Here is a 21391-nt window from a genome sequence, read left to right on the forward strand (position 1 = left end):
CTCGGCCGGGCCGTTCCAGTCGCTTCAACACAGGCTCAGTTGCAGCTGCCCTTGTGCTTGGCCCGCACTCCGCGGCAGCGGAACCGGCCGTCGGCCAACTGGACGCAGGTCTCGGGCCTGGGATAGGTGCTGACGCAGCGCCGGGCGGCCTTGGCCGCCGCCTCGACGTTGCGCGTCGCGTTCGCCATCGCCTCGTCCAGCGTGGCGCCGTCTCCGGTCACCGCAACCCCGGCGTGAACCGGCGCCGACAGCGCCAGCAGCGCCGCCACGACCGGCGGCAGGGCCCATCGGGAACGGGACCGCATCACCGGCCTCCCGCCAAGAAGGCCTTGGCCGCGGGGCCGCTGAGGCCGTTGGCCGCCTTGATCAGATTGTCCAGGTCCGAGGGCTTGTTGGCGCAACTGCCCTTGTGATTGGCGCGTATCGCCACGCACTGGAAGTAGCCGGAAAATTTCTTCGATTCTTCGCAGCTGTCCAGCGACGGATAGCGCGACACGCAGGTGCCGTGGACGGCCGCGGCTTTCTCCACCGCCGCGACGCTCTTCTCCAGCGCGACCCCCAGGTCCTTGTCGACGCCGTACACCTCTTCTCCGGCCACCGCCTGTCCGCAGGCCATGGCCAACGCAACTGCCATCGCGATCGAAATCCTGTTCATGCATCCCCCTGTTCGCGTGATGTGTAAACACAGACAGCACCGCGATGCAGACCTCATCCCCGGCGCTGCCCGGCGATGCTAACCAGCGCGGTCGGGCGTTCGCAACGCGGACCGGGCGGGTCCGGCGGGCGCCGTCGAGGGCATCGGGCCGGGCTGGCGCAAAACGTTTCATTCCTGAAATGTCCGCCGCGCAACTGCACGCGCGTTTGATTCGAACGTGATCGGTGCCGCAAAGCGCACCCCGCACCCACAGACCCAAGGACGACGGCATGGCGCTCGCGCCCGGCCGGACAGCGCCCTGTCGCTGATTCAAGGAGATCCGCATGCCCGCAGGCCGTCTGCTCAATCTCAACCAGATCCTCGCCGGCGTGCGCCCGCCGGTGGCGGCGCCGCATCCGGCGACGCCGGCGACTCCGCCGCCCGCGGTCGTCGTCGCACCACCGCCGGCCGCGCCGAGGCCGCCGCCGCCGGGCGTGTCGGTGACCGCGCCGCCTGCCGCGGCGGGCGAGCTGCGCATGCGTCCGGCGGTGCCGGGGCTGCGGATGAATCCGGCGGTGTTGCGCGCGCAGATCGAAGGCCGCGGCTTGCGTCCGCGCTTGAACGACCTGCGCCCGGACCTGTTCGCGACCGCACCCGGCGCCGGCTTCGCGCGCGCGCAGTCGCCGCAGCCGATCAGCCCCAGCGCCGCGCCGGACGACCGTTGCCTGTACGAAGATCCGCACAATCCGCAGCAGCGCTACTGGCTGCCGCGCTACCGCCTGCGCCAGCACGGCGGCCAGTACGAGGTCCGGGTCGCGTTGGGCCAGGACGGCCTGTGGGCGGTCAGCATCGCGCTGGAAACCTATCCCGCCGAGGAGATCGCCGAGGCCGCGCGCACGGCGCAGATGCTGCCGCTGACGCGCCAGGCCAGCGTCGCCTACCGGGTGCCGGGCACGGCGATCGAACAGCGCGTGCCGGCGGCCGAGATCCAGGACGACCCGCGCGGCGGTTGCATGATCCTGTTGCGCATGGGCCTGGCCGAACGCGACGGCCTGTTGCGCGCCTTCATGTCCGCCGATGCGCAGGCGCGGCTGCTGGTGTCGCGCGCGTTCTCGGTGGCGGTGCCGCTGCCGGCGGCGACCGCGCCGGACACGCCCAAGCGCCAGTTGATGATGGTCAAGGGCCAGATGCAGTTCTCCAAAGCCAGCGTGTTGCGCGCCGGCGCCGCGGTGCGGATGGCGCCGGGCGTCGCCGCGCCGGCCGCGTTGGCGCCGCATGCGGCCACGCCAGCGCCTGCAGGCATCGCCGCCGCGCGCGCGGTGCGCATCGGCGATGTCATGCCCGGCGGCGGCATCGCCGGCGGACTGCCGGGCGGGCGTCCTTTGCCCGGACGCGGCCGTATCGGCGGCATCGGATTTCCGCCGCCGCGCCCGCGTCCCCAGCCCCAGCCCCAGCCCCAGCCCCAGCCCGAACCGCAACCGCAGGAACTGCGTTACCAGACCAGCAATCAGTCGCAGGACTGGGCGGTGGCGCTGTTCTTCGACCCGCAGCTGCATCCCTACGTCTACCCCGCGGGCAGCCGCAACAACCCCGGCGCCAGCCGCTGGGTGGTGCACTCGCTGCGCTATCCGGCCGGCAGCGGCCGCAGCCATCCGTATTTCCAGGACCTGTCCGATCCCAGCCGCATCTACTACCTGCCGGACGCGTTCAAACTGGCGCGGCGCAGCGAGACGCCGCACGCGCCCTCGCTGGTGTTCCGGGTCGACCAGGGCGATACCCCCGACGATGTGATGGTCGACCTGACCTGCGAAGTGCGTCCGGTCACCGACGGCGAACGCCTGCTCGCCGCGCGCCGCGAACTCGCCGCGCAGGTGCCGGCCAGCGCCGACAACCCGCAGCGCGAGTTCGAACTGCGCCTGCTGCGCGCCTCCTCGACCCTGCAGCTGGCCTTGAACCGCAACGGCGGCGTGCGCACCGAAGCGGTGCCGGCGACCATCGACTGGGACAACGGCTTCACCTTCAACGAGCGCTTCGAGTTCGCCGCCTTCCAGGAAGCGGTGGCGGTGTTGATGACGACCTCCAATTCGAACCTGCTGCAGGGCCATGTGGTGGTCAGCAGCGGCGTCAACGAGAACGTGACCGTGCCGGTGCGGCTCAACTTCGCCGACATGGAAGGCGAGATGTTCCAGTCGATCGAGACCCCCGACCCGCAGACCGGCGCGGTCGCGGTGCAGCTGATCAACGCCACCGAAAGCAAGCTGCGCTTCCAGCGCCTGCCGACCTGGATCAGCCGCGGCGAAAGCCTGGTCGAGGGCCGGATCGACGGGCTGGACCTGAGCCAGCCGATCGAAATCGAACCCGAGCAGCGCGTGGCCTTCACCGTGCAGCCGCTGGCGCCGCCGCCGGGCACGCTGCCGGCCGACGCGATCTTCGACACCGGCTCGGTGCGCAGCGTACCGGACGGCGAGGCGATCATGAAGTACGTGCTCGACGATTCGATCGAGCAGGAAACCGTGCGCCCGGTGCTGATCGAGACCGCTGCCGACATCCTGCTCAACGCCGGCCAGCCGGACGGCGAGATCCACAGCATCATCGTCGAGTTCCGCGGCAACCGCAGCGCCGTCCTCAACGCCGCCAACCTGCAGGCCGAGGTCGAGGTGCCGGTGCCGTTGATGGACATCCTGTTGCGCCGCGACAGCGAGGGCTATTACGACTACCGCCAGACGGTGGTCTACAAGTCCGGCCGCAGCGCGCCGGCCACCGCCTGGCGCCACGTCGATGCGGCGCGCCTGTTCCTGACGGCGGTCTGAGCCATGTCCTTCTCCGGCCGTCCCGACTGGCGCAATCCGATGCAGATCGGCGAACGCCTCGCATTCGCCGTCTACGACCGCCCCGGCGCTTTCGCGTTGCCGCCGACCGAACTGGTCGCCTGCGGCGCCGACGCCGAGCCGCCGCTGCGCCTGGACCTGTTCCAGCAGGACCGCGGCCGCGCGGGCCTGGAGCGCTTCTCGATCCTGTCGCTGGGTTTCGCCGCCGAGTTCGGCCTCGATGGCGCACGCCAGGCCGCCTTCGATGCCGGCCAGGATTTCGCCCTGTCGGCCTTGCCGGCCGAAGGCGGCTGGCTGCGCCTGGATGCGGTCGACGCCCTCGACCTGCCGCCGGCCTTGGGCGAATTGCTGCCGCTGGATGCCGCTACGCTCGGCGCCTTGGGCCTGGCGGTTCGCCTGGACAGCGCCGCCAGCGACTTGTTCGTCGCCGCGCTGCAGCGCGGCCTGCTGTCGGTGAGCGCGCAGGCTTGGCTGCGGGTGCGCGGCGTCGCCGAGCGCCTGCCGCTGAGTCTGGAGTTCGACCCCGCCGCCGTGCTGAGCGCGGTGCGCCAGCTAGGCGCAGGCCAGCTGGCGCTGGACCGCGACCTGCTGCGCGCGCGCCTGATCGAAGCGCCGCAGAGCCTGGGATTCGGCGCGCAGATTCCGGCCGGCGCATGGTCGCCGCAGGCCTTGGCCGACGCCTTGCTCGACCGCATCGCCGCACGTTTCGCGGCGCCGGCGCCGACCCCGGCCGACGTCGCCCCGGGCGTGCGTCTGGTGTTCGATCCGACGGCGATGGCCGCCGGGCGGGTGCGCTGGGACCTGGCCGAGCCGATGCTGGCCCCGCGCCTGTTCCCGATCGAAGCCGATCCGCTCGGCCCGCTGCGCACGATGCCGGCGGCGATGCACGACGCGGTGGTGCGTCGCCACGACGTGCGCGCGTTGAGCAGCGGTTGGCGCGCGCTGACCGTGCGGCCGAATCTGCCGGAGCGGCGGGTCGGCCTGGTCCAGGCCCAGGTCGAAGTGAAGCTGCCGCCGCGGTTGCCGTCGCGGCCGTTCACGATCAAAGCCTCCGCACCGCTGGATGCGAGCGACCGGCCGGCGCGGCTGGACCTGCGCCTGTCGCCGAGCGAGCCGCTGAGCTATTCCTGGCAGACCGCCGCGGTGTTGCTGCACGAAGGCCGCGCGGAAATCTTCAAGGGCCCGCTGCAGCAGTCCGAACGCGAGCACCTGCTGGTCGCGCCGGAAGACTTCGGCCTGCGCCTGATTCCGGTCGAAGCCGAACCCGCCTTTCTCGATCAGGCCGATATCGAACTCGAATGCGCCGGCCTGCGCCGCGGCAAGCCCTGGTCGACGCGCGGCCGGCTCGAGCGCGATGCGCCGACCCTGGCGTTCGCGTTGCCGCCCGACCTCGAGCAGGCCACGATCCGCGGCCTCGCCCGCGCCCATGCCGACGACCGCAGCTGCGTTCTGGCGCCGGTCGAAGCCGACGCCTTGCGCCTGGACGCCTTCAGCTTCGAAGGCGCGGGCGCGCGCGAACTCGGCATCAGCGCCGAGTTCGACGACGACGCGCCGCAGCTGCTGATCGAACTGGCTCCGGAAGACCGCATCGACGACCCCGCGCGCCGGCGCAGCCTGCGCCTGAGCCGCCAGGCGGCTCAAGCGAGCTGGCAGTGGCTGGCGCTGTCGCCGTTCCGCAGCGGCTATCGCTGGCGCTGGTCGCCGCAGTCGCCTTGGTCGCCGGTGCTGCAACCCGATACCCCGCTGCGCCTGCGCAGCAGCCAAATCCCAAGGACGACCGTCGGAGCAGGAGCATGATCCGCAATCCCGTGCACGAGGAATATCAGGAAATCGCCGGCGTGCTGGTGGCGCCGGCGGACGAACCGGCGAGCTGGTACTACCGCGCCAAGGCGCCGGCGCTGGCATCGGACAACCAGGGCCGAGCGCAGTTCTCGCTGGTCGCGGTGGGGGCGATGGCGATGCTGTCGCTGACCGCGATCTGGGGCGTCGGCGCCGAGCGTCTGGACGCGCTGCGCGCCGAGCTGGCCGCGCGCGCGCAACTGCCGCCGGAACAGGTGCGGCTGTACCCGGCGCCGGTCGAGGTCGGCGATGCGGTGCTGCTGATCGGCGACGGCCAGGGCGGCTATCTGCCATTGGCGAGCAGCCGTTCCTCGGGCGCGCCGCCGTACCACGCCGCGTTCAGCGCCATGCTAGCCGGGGAGCAGCTCGACAAGGCGCGCAAGGCGCTGTCCGGCCAGCGCGGCTGGTTGACGATCCGCTATCTGATCGCCGACCTCGCCCCGGCCCAGCGCGAAAGCACGGTCTCGTCCAGCGAAACCAGCGAGTACGAACTGCGAGTGCGCAGCGACGCGGGCGAGGCCGGATCGAGTGCGGTCGCGCGCAGCGACTACCGCCAGGACGACATCAGTGCGCGACCGGTGCCGAAGACGCACTGGTACGCGGCGGACGCGGCCGACTGGGGCCTGCCGCGAAGTTGACCCTTGCGCCGCGGCCCGCGCGCCAGCGTCGCGCGCGCAGCGGCGGACTTTATCGGCGCGCCATTGCGCCCGCGGCCTGAGCCGCAGCAAGCAGGCGAACGCAACGCGGCCGTCGCCGGCCGCGCCGGGATCGCTTGTTCGAAAAACAACGTGCGCCGACCGGCGCGCGGCGGGGGAAGGCATGCCGACGCCGCGCAAGCGGCGCCGCGAGACAGCGAAAAACCAGGGAAAAAGCGCTGTCCGGCCGCGATCGCCGGCGGCGTTTGCAAGGTTCGACCGGATCGCAAGGGGCCGCGGCATTCGCGCCGCGGCGACAGGAAAACGCAACGCGCCCCCGGACTAGGGCGCGGCGGACTATCGGATAAGGAGCAGGTCCATGATGAAACTCGACAGCGGCAGAAGCGTCGGCGATTACTTCGTACACGGCGACGATGCCAACGACCATACCTTTTACATCCTGCCGCAGGGGCCGACCTTCGCGCGCATGAGCAACGGCGACCTGGCCCTGCGCTTCGTCGAATACGGCCAGATCCGCGAGGACGGCGGCAAGAAGTTCGGCGGCTTCATCGCCTTCGACACCGATCTGTCGATCCCGGCCGACGACAAGAAGAAGATCGTCGCCGAGCTGCAGAAGGAACTGGCGGAAAAGTACAAGGGCAAGACCCCGCCCAAGGTGGTGATCGCGCCGGTGCTGTGGACCGACGGCACGGTCGAGCTGCTGCTGACCGAGGGCGGCGCCCTGGTCGAGAAGATCCGCGGCGCCGGCAAGCCCTCGCTGTACGGCGACAACAAGGCCTCGTTCATGGTCGAGCTGACCGAGCTGGGCACGGCGATCTTCAAGGAAACCCTGAGCACCGGCTCGGCCTCGGCAGTGCAGGTCGTGTACAAGCTCAACTGCTACATGCGCCTGCCGGAGATGAAGGCCTGGGGCACCTGGAACGCGTCGGAGTTCTACCGTTTCGCCCAGGAAGTCACGGTCAAGGAGAACTGCTGGGGCGACGACGCCTACAGCGAGATGGTCAGCTCGACGCGTTGGAAGAACGACGTCACCAAGACCCATTTCGACTTCGTCCAGGCGCCCAACGGAACCCCGGAAGAGAACGCCAAGCTCGAGGCCGACATCCGCGCGGCGATCAACAAGCAGCTGGAAGCGGCGGTGCAGCGCAACCTGCTCAAGGAAATCGCCGAGGTCGACCCCAACATCAAGGAACTGCAGGAAGGCCAGGACTTCGAAAAGATCCGACGCGCGGTCAGCAAGACCCAGATCGCCAATGTGCGGATCGAATGGAGCGAGGCCAAGGCGGTGATCGTCAACCGCATCCCGCAGGGCATGCTGCCGACCATCACCTCGCTCAAGGACGGCAAGAACAAGCCGCTGAAGTGGGAGAACTACTACTCCAAGATCAACCTGGACGAGTTCCTCAAGACCGTGCGGGTGAACATGCGGGTCAACGCCGACTTCGCCAACCTGCCGATCCACAGCGTCGAGGTCAAGATCAACTACCCGCACGGCCCGAACAAGAAGGTGCAGGAGTTCACCTTCACCAGCCCCGACGACGTGGCCAAGTTCGAGGCCTTCGTCCACCAGGGCATCCGCAAGTTCAAGTACTCCTACACGGTCAACTACAAGGGCAACGCCTTCAAGCACCAGTCGCCCGAGATCGAGACCGACGACACCAACCTGGTGATCAACGTCGACGACCTCGGCCTGCTGACGCTGGACATCGGCCCGGGCGACATCGACTTCGCCCAGGTGCCGCGCACCCAGGTCACCGTGCGCTACAAGGGCGGCAAGCAGCCGGTCGAGGCCAAGTTCAACCTGACCAAGGACACCCCGACCTTCCAGCTGCGCAAGATCATCGGCGTGCCGCGCACCCAGGACATCGAGTACGACTTGCTGTACTCGCTGGCCGACGGCCGCCAGATCAGGAAGAGCGGCGCGCAGCAGGCCAAGGAGCTGTACATCGACGACCCGTTCACCGCCCAGAAGACGATCAGCTTCCGCGCCGCCGGCGACCTGGAGAACGAGATCGCCTCGATCACGGTGGAAGGCAGCTACGAGGACACGGCCAACAAGTACAGCCAGAAGACCGTGATCACCCTGTCCAAGGACATGACCTCGTTCGACTGGGCCTTCCCGGTGGTCGAAGAGACCCTGGGCACGGTCAAGTACGCGGTCACCACCCTGTACGCCGACGGCACCAGCAAGGAAGAGCCCGAACAGGTCGCCACCCGCTCGACCGTGCTGGTCGGCAAGAAGCTGGACGCGCTGGAAGTGGCGGTGGTGCCGGACCTGCTCAACTGGGACGATCTGAAGATGGTCAGCGTGGCCCTGTCGCACGGGCCCAAGCGCATCGATCTGCGCTTCAAGGCCGGCGACGAGGAGAAGAGCTGGAAGCTGCCGATCGCCAACGGCGAGGACCCCGAGTACGACGCCAAGATCACCTACTTCATGGCCGACAACTCGCGCAAGGTGGTGGCTCTCGACGACGCCACCGACCTGACCTTGTTCCTGGAAGTGCCGGCCTGAGCGCCGCGCCGCCGCCGCCGGGCCCGCGCCGCGGGTCCGGCGCGGCGGTTCCGCGCCGCGCCCAGCCCACCCGCCATCACGCCTGACTCGGAAGGAGTCCGATCATGCTTCTCCTCGACAGCCGCACTCGCGAGATCAACGGCATCTCGGTCTTTCCGGACCATGCCGATCCCGAGCAGTGGTACTACATGCCGACTGCGCCGCACCTGACCACGGTGCGCGACCCGGCGCTCGGCATCGACGTGCCGCAATTCCTCCTGATCGGTTTCCGCGGCGACGCGGGCACCGGCGGGTTCCTCAACTTCGACTGCAACGTCGGCGCCAGCGCCAAGCAGATCGACGACCTGGCGCGCGAGATCGCCAACGCCGAGAACCTGCGCAACAAGCCGCGCATCGCCCCGGTGCCGCTGGAAGACGGTTCGGTGCGCCTGCTGATGCTGGGCAAGGCCAGCGGCGACACCGCCGCGACCCCGGGCGGCGGCCCGCAGTTCGTGCTCAAGATCGATCAGGCCGCCAAGCCGGCCCTGTACGGCAACAACCAGGCCGCGTTCTCGGTGCGCCTGGACCAGGACGGCTATACGGTCATGGAGCAGTGCCTGGAGGGCGAGATCCTGCCGGTGGCGGTGATCTACTCGCTCGACTTCCTCGGCCTGCGTCCGGCCTACAACATCAACCTGAAGATCGACTGGGACCGCGTCCAGAAGCACATGGACGAGAGCTTCTCCGGCGGCAACATCTTCTTCTCCACCGAGATCGGCAAGGCGGTCGACGAACTGGTCGAAAAGCGCGCGATCGTGCTGGAGTCGGACACCTTCGTCGCCGAAAGCGAGGACACCAAGGGCATCATCGACCGCCGCGACGCGGCCCTGGCCCAGGTCCGCAACATGGTCACCGACGCCTTCTTCCAGCCCAGCCTGCCGCCGTGGTCGCCGGAGAAGAAGAACGACTTCGAGCGCGGCCTGGAAGCGATCGGCAAGTTCGCCGCCGAGTCCTCGGCGCGCGCCGCCGGCGGGCCGATCGGCGCGCTGATGCCGAGCTTCAGCTACAAGCGCATGGACTACAAGCGGGTCGACCGCAAGAAGCTCAACGTCAACTTCTCCGAGCGCGTGGCGATCAAACGCTCGATCCATCCGCAGGGCCACCTGGCGGCGCTGTTCAAGACCGTCCGCGACGGCAACGTGCCGCGCGAGCGCCTGGTCAAGCAGATCAGCCTGGACAACGACTTCTTCAAGAAGCGCAGGGTCAAGGTGATCTCGCGCGCCGACCTGGCCGGCGACGACATCGGCAGCATCAACGTGCGGGTGCGCTACGGCGACAAGGCCCAGAACGCGCTGCTCGGCGCCAACGCCGGCGAGGCCAGCTTCGAGTGGCTGAGCCAGCTCGAGCGCGGGGCGATGAAGCGCGAGGTGCAGGTCGAGTACGAGGTCAACTTCAAGGGCGTGGACGCGGCCGAGCGGCCGACCAAGCTCAAGTCCAAGCCGCAGGTCTTCGACGTCGAGAACATCGAAGTCGTGCCGCGCGACCTGTACGCGATCAACACCGTGCCGGTGCTGGCCGAGAACTACCCCTGGGACCGCTACAGCTCGGTCGACGTGTTCCTGCGCTATCGCGACCCGGCCAACAAGATCAACCAGAACGACATGGTGCGGCTGACCAAGGACGCGCCTGCCGGCTCCTGGAAGATGTTCATGATCGACCTGGCCAAGACCGGCTACCAGGTGCGCCTGGTCCATCACGCCATCAGCGGCCCGGACAAGGTCGTCGACTGGGCCGACCTGGACGAACCGCAGGTCACCGTGCGCAACCCGTTCCCGACCCGGCGCGTGCTGCAGGTGGTACCCAACTTCAACTGGAGCGAAGTGCAGGAGGTGTTCGTCGACCTGCGCTACGCCGACCGCGCCAACGACGTGCTGATCGAGCAGCCGATGAGCTTCCAGGAAGGCACGGCCTCGCAGACCTTCGCCGTGGACATGCGCAACCCCGACATCAAGGCGGTCTTCTACAGCGTCAGCATCCTGTACAAGGACGGCCGCGACGTCGAGGAGATTCCCGAGTCGGTGACCTTCGGCAACCGGATCATGCTCAAGGCGGGGATGAAGGGCCGGCGCATCGTCACGGTCAAGCCGCCTAGCGATTTCGCCAAGCGCAAGATGCGCAAGGTCAGGGTGTCGCTGCGCTTCGAGGACCTGGTCGGCGGGCTGAACTTCGCCGAGGACTTCGAGTTCGACAACGCCCAGGCGGTCGGCGAGTTCGAGTACGACTACCTCGACCCGGCGCGCATGCGCTACGAGTACAAGGCCAGCTACCTGCTCGAGAACGGCACCAACAAGAGCCTCAACTGGTCGCCGGGCGAGGCCACCGATCTGGTGCTGAAGATGCCCTGATCGGCCGCGCCGCCAAAGGAACTTGCCGGCCGCGCAGCGGCTTTCCACGACCGTCGTCCCCGCGCAGGCGGGGATCCGGAGACTTCGGCGCCGAGCATCGGCGCAGCCCTGGATTCCCGCGTTCGCGGCAACGACGAGGCGAAGACCCGCACCGCCCGGCAAGCAAGCACAAGGACCGGCCGCGCCCGCGCGGCCACCGCAGAACCCCGGAGTTCGACATGCTCAGCCTCGAAAAGCCGCTCGTCATCGACGGCATCACCGTGTTCCGCGACCACTCCGACAAGAGCCAGTTCTGGTATCTGCCGGGCCCGGTCGCGCTGGCCTCGCGTCCGGCTGACGGGCGCAAGGAATTCAGCTTCCTCAAGTACCGCGTCGCCAACGCCGCGGCCGCCAACAAGGGCGGCGGCTTCGTCACCTTCGTCACCACCCTGCAGCTGCCCTCGTCGATGGAGAGCAAGATCGTCGGCCGGCTCAACGCCGAGCCCGGCGTGCAGCTGCCGGTGCGCCTGAGCCCGGCGACGTTCGAAGAAGGTTCGGTGCAGTGCGTGGCCTTGAACGTGCAGGGCGCCGGCGGCACTTCGGCCCAGCCGGCGCAGCCGGGCACCTTCAACGCGGTCGAGCACATCCTCGGCGCCAGCGTGCCGTCGATGGACGCGGCCAACCGCGCCGCCTTCAGCCTGAGCCTGTCGGCCGAGGGCTCGACCATCCTCGAGCAGGCGCTCAGCGACGGCATGACCCCGATCGGGGTGATCTACAACTTCAAGTACCTGGCGATGCGGCCGGCGCTGCGGGTGACCATCACCGCCGACTTCGAGCGCATCTACAACCACTTCAGCGCCAGCCTGGAAGGCCAGTACGCCTGGTTCAAGGCCGGCATCGACGCGGCGTTCGAGTCGCTGGTGCAGAAGGGCGTGATCGACATCCAGGTCGAGGCCTTCACCGATGCCGAAGACCGCCGCGACCAGGAACAATGGGCGCTGGATTTCTTCAAGAACGACCTGCTCAGCAAGTGGTTCGAGCCGACCCTGGTGCCGGGGCGCCTGGCCGCCGACGGCACCACGCCGGGTACCGGTACGCCGCCGGGTACGGGCACGCCGCCCGGCACCGGTACGCCGCCGGGCACGGGCACGCCGCCGGGCACCGGTACGCCGCCGGGTACGGGCACGCCGCCGGGCACGGGGACGCCGCCTAGTACCGGCACGCCGCCGGGCAGCAGCGCGCCCGGCTTCAACGGCACCACCGCCACCAGCCCCGGCACCGCGCCCGGCACCGGCACCACGCCGCCGCCGGCGCAGATCCAGCCGGCGGTGCTGACCGTCGAATCGCAGCAGCCCTCGCCGCTGCCGGCCGGGCAGTCGGTCAGCCACGCGCCATCGAGCAGCGGCCTCAGCGAAACCATCACCGTGACCGGCGCCGGCGCGGTGGTCAAAGTCGACACCCAGCCGGTGGCGCTGGACGCGCAAGGCCGTTGCACCGTCAACGTCGACCCCAATGGTTCGCGGCTGATCGAAGTCGAATGGCCGGCCGCGACCCAGGAACAGACCTTCGGCCTGTTCTTCGATTTCGACAAGCCGGCCGCGTCGGGCTGGCGGGTCAGCCCGCCGTCGCCGCAGTACCGTGCCTATGTCGAGAACGCCACCACCGACCCGCGCTACCAGGACGCTTCGGGCACGCTGCGCATCCAGGGCGACGGCGACTGGACCGGCCCGCAGCGCGGCGCCGAGCGCCTGGCCGAGTGGATCCGCAACCTGCCGCCGCCGCGCAACGTGCGCCTGCAGGCCTATGCCAGCCACGAGCACGTCAGCGGCGCCAGCGAGTCGCAGCGGCGTTCGCACAATCAGTCGCTGTCGCAGCGCCGCCTCGACGTCGCCCTGGCGGTGGCGCGCCGCGCCGGCGCCACGGTCACCTCGCACACCGCCAGCGGCGACAACCCGGCCGACACCCGCCCGGGCTCGCATTCGCCGATGGGCGGCGATCCGGACAACCGCGTGGTCCACGTCACCGGCCGCGTCGCCGGCACCCAGCCCAGCCGCTGGCGCGGCCAGCTGCGCCGCCCGGCCTCGCTGCAGCCCCAGCCTCAGCCGCAACCCCAGCCGCAGCCGCAGCCGCAACCGCAGCCCCAACCGCAGCCGCAGCCGCAGCCACAACCGACCGTGCCGACGCCGCCGACCGCGATCAGCCTGTCGCTCAAGCTCAAGTTCGTGCGCCAGGAAGAACGCAAGAAGCTGACCCTGCGCTACAACCGCGCCGAGGCCACGCGCCGCACCTACGCGCCGCAGGGCTTCTTCGGCCTGATGCTCGGCGACCTGCGCGACAAGTCCAAGTACTTCAAGGAAATCGACCTGGACGATCCGTTCTTCCGCCAGTTCGCGGTCGAGGCCAGCCTGCCGATCGCGTTCGAGCCGATCGACCTGCTGTCGGCCCAGGTGGCTTTGGATTACGGCGATAAGAGCAATCCGCGCGACCACAAGCACGCCGACTTCGTGTTCACCCCGGACGACCACGGCGTGCGCCGGTTCGAAGTGTTCATGAACCAGACCCGCGACATCGACTACGACGCCGCCTACCAGTTCCACTTCAATCCGCAATCGGACTGGGCCGCCGACCGGCACTCGTACACGATCCCGGCGTCCTCGACCGAGGACCGCACCTTGTTCGTGAACCCTTACGAGCACGTCGAGTTCCGCGAGATCAACGCGATTCCCGGCGACATCGACTGGGACGTGATCGATTCGATCGAAGTGCGGCTGCAGGCGCGCGGCTATTCCAGCCCGGAGCCGCGCACCAGCCTGATCCTGAGCAAGGACAGCGGGCCCAAGACCTGGCGCCTGCGCGGCGCCAAGCCGGGTCCGGCCAACCGCGGCGTGACCTATCAGCTGATACAGCGGCGCAAGGGCGCGTCCCAGCCGGATCCGGCGACCGCGCCGGTCGAGGTCGACGTGCCGCAGATCGTGGTCCACGACAGCTTCGAGGACGCGCTGCAACTGGAGTTCATCCCGACCTTCGACCCGCTGCAGGTCAAGCGCGTCTACATCGACGTCAAGTACAAGGACGGCAGCTACGAGCGCAGCGAACGCATCGAGATGCCGGGCGTGCAGACCGACCCGGCCAAGCTGCGCATCGCCCTGCGCAACAAGGACCTGCGCAAGTACCGGCGTCGCTACACCTTCGTCGGCATGCAGGGGCAGTTCGACCAGCGCGCCTGGGTCGACGAGACCGAAGAACTGGTCGCAGTGCTGTGAGGCCGGCATGAACGCGATGCTTGCCGAACCTAATCGCGAACCGGCGGCCGAGGCGACGCCGGCGCTGCCCGCGCCGATTGCCGCGACCCTGCAGCGCCTGAGCCGGGTGCTGCCGGGCCCGGCCGCCGCGGCCGAGGCCTTGCTCGGCCGCACCCTGGCGCCGCTGTCGCGTTCGCTGTGGCCCGAGGTGGCCTGGGATTTCAGCGACCTGACCAACACCGGCGTGCCGGTGGAGTTCTCGTGGAGCTCGCGCGAGCCCAGCCTGCGTTGGGCCGCCGAAGTCGCCGCGCCGGAGACCGACGATCGCGAGCGACTGGCGCTGGCGGCGCAGGCCTTGGATTGGCAGGGCGACCTGAGCGCCTGGTTCGAACATCAGCGCCACGGCCGGCTGATCTTCGGCGCCTGGGCCTCGGCCCGGCACGGCGCGGACACCTTGGCGACCAAGCTCTACGTCGATCTGCCCGGCGGACGCTTGCCGCCGCAGTGGAGCGAACGCCATGCCTGGTTCCGTTCGCCGCTGCTGGTGTGGCGGCTGTGCGGGGTCAATCCCGACGGCGCTACCGAGTTCTATGCCCGTGCGCACGAACTCGACCGGCAGCGCCTGGCGGCGATGGCCCAGGCCGCGCTCGGCGACGCGGGGCCGCTGATGCGCCAGCTCGACCTGCTGCTGTCGGGCGCGGAACTGCCGCGCCCCAGCGGTCTGAGCCTGGTGTTGTCGGCGCAGGGCCAGCCGCTGGCCTTGAGCTGGTTCGTGATCGCCAAGGCGGTGTTCCGCGACGATGCCGAAGCCGGTGCGCGCCTGCAGCGCTGCGGCGACGAGAACACGGTGCCGGTGCACCGCGCGCTGATCGGCGGGCCGGAAGACGGCCGCTGGCGGCACGGCGTGATGGGCGTGGTCGCCGACGTGGCCGGGCGCTCGTGGGTGCAGTGTTCGTTGCGGCCGACGTGAGCTGTCGGAACGGGAGGGGTAGCGGCGGCCAGGTTTCCCTCACCCCAACCCCTCTCCCGCACGCGGGAGAGGGGCTTAGACGGTTCGATCAGATTCGATCAGGTTTTGCGACGATGGCGCAGTCGTTCCCTTCTCCCGCTTGCGGGAGAAGGTGCCCCGAAGGGGCGGATGAGGGCGCGTGGCCGCACTGGCGCGCGGCGATTGAGGATTCGCTCCCCGGCCCGAACGCATGGCGTTCGGCGTGAACTTTCGGGACGGGAGCGGTAACGGCGGCCAGTTGCCCTCACCCCAACCCCTCTCCCGCATGCGGGAGAGGGGCTTTGAGGGTTCGATCGGACTTCAACGCCGCCGCCGCAGTCCTTCCCTTCTCCCGCTTGCGGGAGAAGGTGCCCGAAGGGGCGGATGAGGGCGGCGGACAAGCCGCGGCGAATCGGCCTCAGTTGGCCGGCGCGTAGCGCAGGGTCAGGAACCACTCGCGGCCGGGCTGGTTGTAGTACGACACGGTCTCGTACTCGCGGTCGAACACGTTGGCCACGCGCGCCTGCAGGCTCAGCGCCGGAGTGAAGGCGTACTCGGCGCGCAGGTCGAAGGTGCCGTAGCCGCCCAGGCGGGTGCTGTTGGCGGCGTCGTCGTAGCGCGAACCGTAGCCGACCGCGGTGGCGCCGACGCGGAACTTGCCGAAGGCGCGGTCCAGGTCGATGCGGCCGCTGTGCTTGGCGCGGCGCGGCAGATCGTTGCCGCGGTTGAAGCCGCGACGGTTCTCGGTGTCGAGGAAGCTGGCGCTGGCAGCCAGGGTCCAGCCGGCGAATTCGGTGTCGATGCCGATCTCGGCGCCGCGCATGCGCGCGCGTTCGATGTTGTTGGGCAGGTTGATCGCCGCGTCGAAGGTGATCAGGTCGTCGGCGCGGGTGTCGAAGCCGTCGATCCGCGCGCTGAAGTTGTCGCCGCGGTAGGCCAGGCCGACTTCCCAGGTCTTGGACTCTTCCGGCTTGAGCTGGGCGTTGCCGAAGAACGGGTAGTACAGCTCGTTGAAGGTCGGCGCCTTGAACGCGGTGCCGTAGCCGACGGTGACGCGCCAGTTCTCGGCGAAGTCCAGACCCCAGGCGGCGCCGCCGGTGGTGTGGCCGCCGAACTGTTCGTTGTCGTCGCGGCGCAGGCTGGCTTCGAAGGAGTGGGCACCGAAGCGGCCCTGGTACTGGACGAAGCCGGCCTTGTTGTCGCGCTCGGCCTCGTCGTAGATGGTGTCGCTGTCTACGCGGTCGCGCAGCCAATCGAAGCCGGCGGTCAGCACGTGGCCGTCGGCGACGGTGAAGTCGGCCTGCAAGCTGGCGCTGTCGCGGTCGGTGCTGAAGAAGCCCATCGGCAGCGAGCCGAGGAAATTATCCGAACTGTCGACGTTGCGGCCGGCGACCAGCTGCACGTTGACGGTCTCGCTCGGGCGCCAGCGGAGCTTGCCGCCGATCACCTGCTGCACAGTCTCGGAGTAGTTGACGAAGCTGCCGTCGTAGTCGTTCCGGCCTTCGGCGCGCAGGGCCTGGCCTTCGATGCTCCACTGCTCGTTGAGATCGATGCCGCCGCGCAGCGACAGCGCGTGGCTTTCGTAGCCGTCGCGGTCCGGTTCGTCGGTGAAGCAGCCGGCGAACACCGGGAAACCGGCGCCGCGGCAGGCGTCGATGCCCTGGGTCTTGCGGAAGCTGTAGTCGGCGCCGAACCAGCCGCGGCCGCTGCGGCCGCCGAAGCCGCTGCCGAACTCGATCGCGCCGTTGCTGCCGCCGCCGACGTGGACGCGCGGAGCGAAGCCCTGCTGCTCGCGGCGGGTGAACACCTGGATCACGCCGCCGATGGCGTCGGCGCCGTACAGGCTCGAGCGCGGGCCGCGGACGATTTCGATCCGGTCGATCAGCGCCAGCGGCAGGTCCTGCAGCGAGGCCAGGCCGGAGGTCGGCGAGCCGATGCGGATGCCGTCGACCAGGAACAGCACGTGGTCGGATTCGCTGCCGCGCAGGAACAGGGTGCTGAGCTTGCCGGCGCCGCCCTGGTTGGACAGCGAGATGCCGGCGCGGCCGCGCAGCAGGTCGTTGAGGTCGCGGGCCTGGCTGCGCTCGATCTCGGTGCGGGTCAGCACTTCCACCGGGCTCAGGGCGTCGTTGACGCTGACCGCGGTGCGGTTGGCGGTGACCACGACCTCGTCGAGATCGGTGGCCTCGCCCGCGGGCGCGGCGAGGGCGGTGGCCGGCAGCGCGAGCGCGCAGGCGATGGCGAAGGACAGATTCAGGGCACGCATGGCAAAGCTCCACGACGCGCGCGTCGGCGCGCGTCAAAACGGCGAAGGAGGCGGCGGGGGAGGAGGCGGGCGACGACGGGCGCGCGAGAACGGCGGCCGTGCCGCGACGCCCTCCGCATCGCAACCGATGGCGCCTCAAGGCCGGTCTCCGGACTCGCGGGCGAAGCCGGCCGTGCCGGCTTCCGGTCGCGGCGCCTTCCCGTGCATCGCACAGTGGCGCAGGCCGCGACCTGGCTCGCTTACCGTTGCGGGGGCAGTGCCGGACTGGGCGCGGCGCCAGCGGAAGATCCGTCGGCCCGGGCGCGTCACCGGCTTCCCGTTTCAACCCCGCGGCGGTCGGCCGTGGGGTCACCTCGAAGCGGGGCGGATTCTACGCGATGGCGGGCGGGCTGTCCGAATGGGCTGTCCGAGGGGAGCCGCCCGGCCCATTGCCCGCGCGGCGGCATCGCCCCGGATCGGCGGCGGCAGGGCTGGGACGGTCGTTCGAATGGAGGCGGCCGCGGCCGCCCCGACTCAGTCGCGCTCGCCGTCTTCGGCGCGCTCGTCGTGCTCTTCGACGCCGCCGTCGCGGTCGAAACCGTCGCCGTGGTCGTCGTCGCGCTCGCCGGCCGCGGCGAAGCCGGCGCCGGCCTCGTAGCCGCCCTCGTCGGCGTGCACGGTGGTGCGCACCGGCGCGGCGGCCGGCTTGTTGCGCGGCGCCGGCAGCAGCGCGGTGGCGGCGTCGGCGGCCAGGATCAGTTCCTGCCGGCGCTCCTCGCTGATCTCCTGCCAGTGGCAGTCGAGCAGGGCGCCCTCGATCGCGTACAGCAGGTTGAGGGTCGGTTTGAAGCCGGCGCGCTTGACCCGCATGAAGGCCTCGACCGTGCCGACCGCGGCCAGGTCCTCGTGGGTGCGCAGGCCGACCTGGCGCAGCCAGGCGGCGCTCTTGGGACCGATGTTGCGCATCTTCGCCGCGCTCATGCCAGCGACTCCAGGTAGATCCGGGCCATCGCTTCCAGGCCGGCTTGATCGTCGGCGTCGAAGCGTTCCGGCAACGGACTGTCGAGATCGAACACGCCGATCAGCTCCTCGCCGCGCAGCAGCGGCACCACCAGTTCCGAACGCGAAGCCGCATCGCAGGCGATGTGGCCGGGGAAGTCGTGCACGTCGGCGACCCGCTGGGTCTGCCGGGTCGACGCCGCCGCGCCGCATACGCCCTTGTCGAGCGGAATGCGCACGCAGGCCGGCAGGCCCTGGAACGGACCGACCACCAGTTCGCGGCCGTCGTAGAAATAGAAACCGACCCAGTTGAGGTCGGGCAGGGCGTGCGCGATCAGGGCCGACAGGTTGGCGGCGTTGGCGACGCGGTCGCGTTCGCCGTCGAGCAGGCCGCGCGCCTGCGCGGCCAGCTGCTGGTATTGCTCGGCCTTGCTGCCGGTCAAAGAAGAGGCGGTAAACATCGCGGAAGTGTAACAGCGGCGTCTTGCGCGACTACCATGGGCCGATCCGGGAAGCAGGAACAAAAGCGCGAGATGAGTCACAACCAGCCTTCGGTCGCCGACGCCATCCGACCAACGGACGCAAAACGCGCCGACGCCGGCGATCCGGGCGCGCGCCCGGCCTGCCCGCCGGGCCTGTTCGTGACCGGCACCGACACCGGCATCGGCAAGTCGGTGGCCAGCGCGGCGCTGCTGCATGCCTTGCGCGCGCGCGGCCTGCGTGCGGTCGGCATGAAGCCGGTCGCCAGCGGCTGCGAGCCGGGGCCGGACGGCTGGCGCAACGAGGACGCGTTGCTGCTGCAGGCGGCGAGCCTGCCGCGGCCGCGCTACGAGGACGTCAATCCCTATGCCCTGCCGCAGCCGCTGGCGCCGGAGATCGCCGCCGCCGAGGCCGGCGTGCACATCGAATTGGACGCGATCCGCGCCGCGCATGCGCGCCTGGCCGCGCAGGCCGACTGCGTGGTGGTCGAAGGCGTCGGCGGCTGGGCGGCGCCGATCAGCGCCGCGCTGGACCAGCTCGACCTGGTGCGCGCGCTGGACCTGCCGGTGGTGCTGGTGGTCGGCCTGCGCCTGGGCGCGATCAGCCACGCCCGACTCAGCGCGCGCGCGCTGCAGGCCGACGGGGTGCGCGCGATCGGCTGGATCGCCAACGGCATCGACCCGGACATGGCCCGCGCCGACGAGAACTTCGAGATCCTGCGCGCGCGCCTGCCGATGCCGTGCTGGGGCCGGCTGCCGTATGCGCCGCAACCCGATCCGCAGGCGCTGGCGCAGCGGCTGATGCCGCTGTTCTGACGGCGCCGTTCGAAGCCGCGCTGCGGCCCGCCCCGCGGCTTGCGCCGGCGCCGCGCGGCGCAGACGACAAAAAACCCGGCAACCGAAGTTGCCGGGTTTTTTGTTTTCCGACTGGGCTTGCCGATGCCGGCCGTCGATCGCGCGCAGAGAGAGGGACGCGTAATCGGCGGCCGCAACCGGCCTGAGCGGAATTACTTGGCGGCCGGGGCGACGCTGGCCTTGGTCGCGGCCTTGGCGGCCTTCTCGACGTTGGCCTGGGTGGTCTTGGCGGCCGATTCGATCTGCGACTTGGCCAGCTCGGCGATGGCTTCGTTGGTCTTCAGCGTGCGGCCGAAGGTTTCCTGGCCGGTGCTGACGGCGCGCTCGACGTTCTCGCGTGCGATCTGCACGCCCTTCGGCCACAGGGTCTTGAAGGCGTCGAAATCGCGCGCTTCGGCGGCTTCGCCGAAGAAGGCGAAGGTCGCGTTGACGCGGTCTTCGATCGCGGCGATCTGCAGGCCGAACACCGCTTCGGCGTTGTCGAGGGCCAGACGGTTGACCTGAGCGGCCGTGTCCGCGAACTGGCGCGTGGCGGCGGCGAACTGTTCGTTGAACTGCTGGTACATGGCTTAGCTCCTGAGTGGTCCAGGCGGAGAACGACTGGATGGTGCGGTGCAGCATAGCCAGGGCTTTGTTGCGATGCAACATCGCACCGATGAGCGGTCTGAACCGGTTCAGAAAAGCTGCCTGTTCAGCCGGTTAGCGCCCAAGCAGCGGTTCAGGCAAAGCCTAGTTTCGGGCTGTGACGCTCAGGTTTCGCGCGTCTGACAGGCGCGCCGAGGCGCCGCCGCGCGGTGGGCGCCGGCGTTTTTGCGCGGGGGTGCGAGGCGGCCGGGAGACCCTCACCCCAACCCCTCTCCCGCAAGCGGGAGAGGGGCTTCGAGGGGGGGGGCGATCGGATTCGATCGGGCATTGCGACGATGGCGCCGCCGTTCCCTTCTCCCGCCTGCGGGAGAAGGTGCCCCGAAGGGGCGGATGAGGGCGCGTGGCCGCACCGGCGCGTGGCGATTGAGGATTCGCTCCCCGGCCCGAACGCATGGCGTTCGGGCGTTCGGTGGCGCGCGAGCCGGTGGCTCGCAAGCGCGCCCCCTCACCCCGCTTGCGGGAAAAGGTGCCCCGAAGGAGCGGATGAGGGGCCGAGCCGCCGCTCAACCGCGGTAGCGGCAACCGGCGGTGCAGGTCTCGTGGACGACGATTTCGCTCAGCAGCGGCAGCACCGGCTTGAGCTGCTCCCAGATCCACACCGCCAGGCGTTCGCTGGTGGGGTTTTCCAGGCCGGGGATGTCGTTGAGGTAGTGGTGGTCCAGGCGGTCGTAGATCGGCTGGAAGGCTTTCTTGACGTCGGCGTAGTCCATCACCCAGCCGCTGTGCTCGCCCAGTTCGCCGGTCAGGTGCACCTCGATGCGGAACGAATGGCCGTGCAGGCGCGCGCACTTGTGCCCTTCCGGCACGTTCGGCAGGCGGTGCGCGGCCTCGAGGGTGAAGACCTTGAAGATGTTCATGGCGGACATTGTGCGGCAAGCGCTCGGGCGGTGGACGCCGCCGGTCCGGAGCGGGCCGGGCGCGGCGTCGGGACGGCGGATACGAAAAAGCCCGCGGCGCTGGCGGGCTTGGCTGCGGCGGCGGGGCCGACGCGAATCGATGGTGGCTATGGGTGGACTCGAACCACCGACCCCAGCATTATGAGTGCTGTGCTCTAACCGGCTGAGCTACATAGCCACGGGGAACCGCGAATTCTTCATGCCGGAGGG

At 69.7% G+C, this 21391-nt stretch carries 15 protein-coding genes, 1 tRNA gene and 1 riboswitch; of the genes, 8 read left to right on the forward strand and 8 right to left on the reverse strand.

The features are described from left to right. Positions 1-35: 35 nt before the first annotated feature. Positions 36-305 (reverse strand): hypothetical protein, encoded by a 270-nt coding sequence (locus K4L06_RS10020; protein WP_221671255.1) that lies wholly within the window; start codon positions 303-305, stop codon positions 36-38. Continuing rightward, positions 305-634, reverse strand: coding sequence for a hypothetical protein (locus K4L06_RS10025; protein WP_221671256.1), 330 nt, complete (start codon positions 632-634; stop codon positions 305-307). Before K4L06_RS10025 ends, K4L06_RS10020 begins: the two co-directional genes overlap by 1 nt. Before the next feature lie 344 nt (positions 635-978). On the opposite strand from K4L06_RS10025, the gene K4L06_RS10030 reads away from it, so the two are divergent. The 7 genes from K4L06_RS10030 to K4L06_RS10060 all read left to right on the forward strand — a co-directional run bounded on the left by K4L06_RS10030 (position 979) and on the right by K4L06_RS10060 (position 15044). After that, positions 979-3444: a hypothetical protein gene (locus K4L06_RS10030; protein WP_221671257.1), complete on the forward strand. Its 2466-nt coding sequence runs from the start codon at positions 979-981 to the stop codon at positions 3442-3444. Positions 3445-3447: 3 nt separating this feature from the next. Beyond that, on the forward strand, positions 3448-5259 hold the full coding sequence (locus K4L06_RS10035; RefSeq protein ID WP_221671258.1) for a hypothetical protein: 1812 nt from the start codon (positions 3448-3450) through the stop codon (positions 5257-5259). Then, the gene (locus K4L06_RS10040) at positions 5256-5939 is read left to right on the forward strand and encodes a hypothetical protein (protein ID WP_221671259.1); all 684 of its coding nucleotides are present in this window, start codon (positions 5256-5258) and stop codon (positions 5937-5939) included. The genes K4L06_RS10035 and K4L06_RS10040 overlap by 4 nt, the downstream gene beginning before the upstream one ends. Before the next feature lie 376 nt (positions 5940-6315). Beyond that, positions 6316-8469 carry a hypothetical protein gene (locus K4L06_RS10045; protein WP_221671260.1) on the forward strand — a complete coding sequence of 718 codons (2154 nt, stop codon included), beginning with the start codon at positions 6316-6318 and terminating at the stop codon, positions 8467-8469. Positions 8470-8573: 104 nt separating this feature from the next. After that, entirely contained in the window at positions 8574-10853 is a 2280-nt protein-coding gene (locus K4L06_RS10050; protein ID WP_221671261.1) for a hypothetical protein, read from the forward strand. A gap of 218 nt (positions 10854-11071) precedes the next feature. Continuing rightward, positions 11072-14095, forward strand: a complete 3024-nt coding sequence (locus K4L06_RS10055) for a hypothetical protein (RefSeq protein ID WP_221671262.1) — start codon at positions 11072-11074, stop codon at positions 14093-14095. 7 nt (positions 14096-14102) lie between these two features. Continuing rightward, entirely contained in the window at positions 14103-15044 is a 942-nt protein-coding gene (locus tag K4L06_RS10060) for a hypothetical protein (RefSeq protein ID WP_221671263.1), read from the forward strand. A 436-nt stretch (positions 15045-15480) separates the two neighbouring features. Here K4L06_RS10060 and btuB read toward each other — a convergent pair whose 3' ends face one another. The 3 genes from btuB to K4L06_RS10075 form a co-directional block, all read right to left on the reverse strand. After that, positions 15481-17328: a TonB-dependent vitamin B12 receptor gene (btuB, locus tag K4L06_RS10065; RefSeq protein ID WP_221671264.1), complete on the reverse strand. Its 1848-nt coding sequence runs from the start codon at positions 17326-17328 to the stop codon at positions 15481-15483. Positions 17329-17449: 121 nt separating this feature from the next. Next, positions 17450-17699: riboswitch (cobalamin riboswitch) on the reverse strand. A 142-nt stretch (positions 17700-17841) separates the two neighbouring features. Further along, the gene (locus K4L06_RS10070) at positions 17842-18288 is read right to left on the reverse strand and encodes a TfoX/Sxy family protein (protein WP_221671265.1); all 447 of its coding nucleotides are present in this window, start codon (positions 18286-18288) and stop codon (positions 17842-17844) included. Next, positions 18285-18767: a GAF domain-containing protein gene (locus tag K4L06_RS10075; RefSeq protein WP_221671266.1), complete on the reverse strand. Its 483-nt coding sequence runs from the start codon at positions 18765-18767 to the stop codon at positions 18285-18287. Before K4L06_RS10075 ends, K4L06_RS10070 begins: the two co-directional genes overlap by 4 nt. 72 nt (positions 18768-18839) lie before the next feature. Here K4L06_RS10075 and bioD point away from each other — a divergent pair, with 72 nt between their 5' ends. Further along, entirely contained in the window at positions 18840-19601 is a 762-nt protein-coding gene (gene bioD / locus K4L06_RS10080) for a dethiobiotin synthase (protein ID WP_221671267.1), read from the forward strand. 191 nt (positions 19602-19792) lie between these two features. Here bioD and K4L06_RS10085 read toward each other — a convergent pair whose 3' ends face one another. The 3 genes from K4L06_RS10085 to K4L06_RS10095 all read right to left on the reverse strand — a co-directional run bounded on the left by K4L06_RS10085 (position 19793) and on the right by K4L06_RS10095 (position 21359). After that, positions 19793-20206: a phasin family protein gene (locus tag K4L06_RS10085; protein ID WP_221671268.1), complete on the reverse strand. Its 414-nt coding sequence runs from the start codon at positions 20204-20206 to the stop codon at positions 19793-19795. Between the two features lie 582 nt (positions 20207-20788). Continuing rightward, positions 20789-21142, reverse strand: coding sequence for a 6-carboxytetrahydropterin synthase QueD (gene queD, locus K4L06_RS10090; protein ID WP_221671269.1), 354 nt, complete (start codon positions 21140-21142; stop codon positions 20789-20791). 140 nt (positions 21143-21282) lie between these two features. Continuing rightward, a tRNA-Met gene (locus K4L06_RS10095) sits at positions 21283-21359 on the reverse strand. Between the last annotated feature and the right edge of the window lie 32 nt (positions 21360-21391).

This window comes from Lysobacter sp. BMK333-48F3 (assembly GCF_019733395.1).
Taxonomy (GTDB): Bacteria; Pseudomonadota; Gammaproteobacteria; order Xanthomonadales; family Xanthomonadaceae; genus Lysobacter.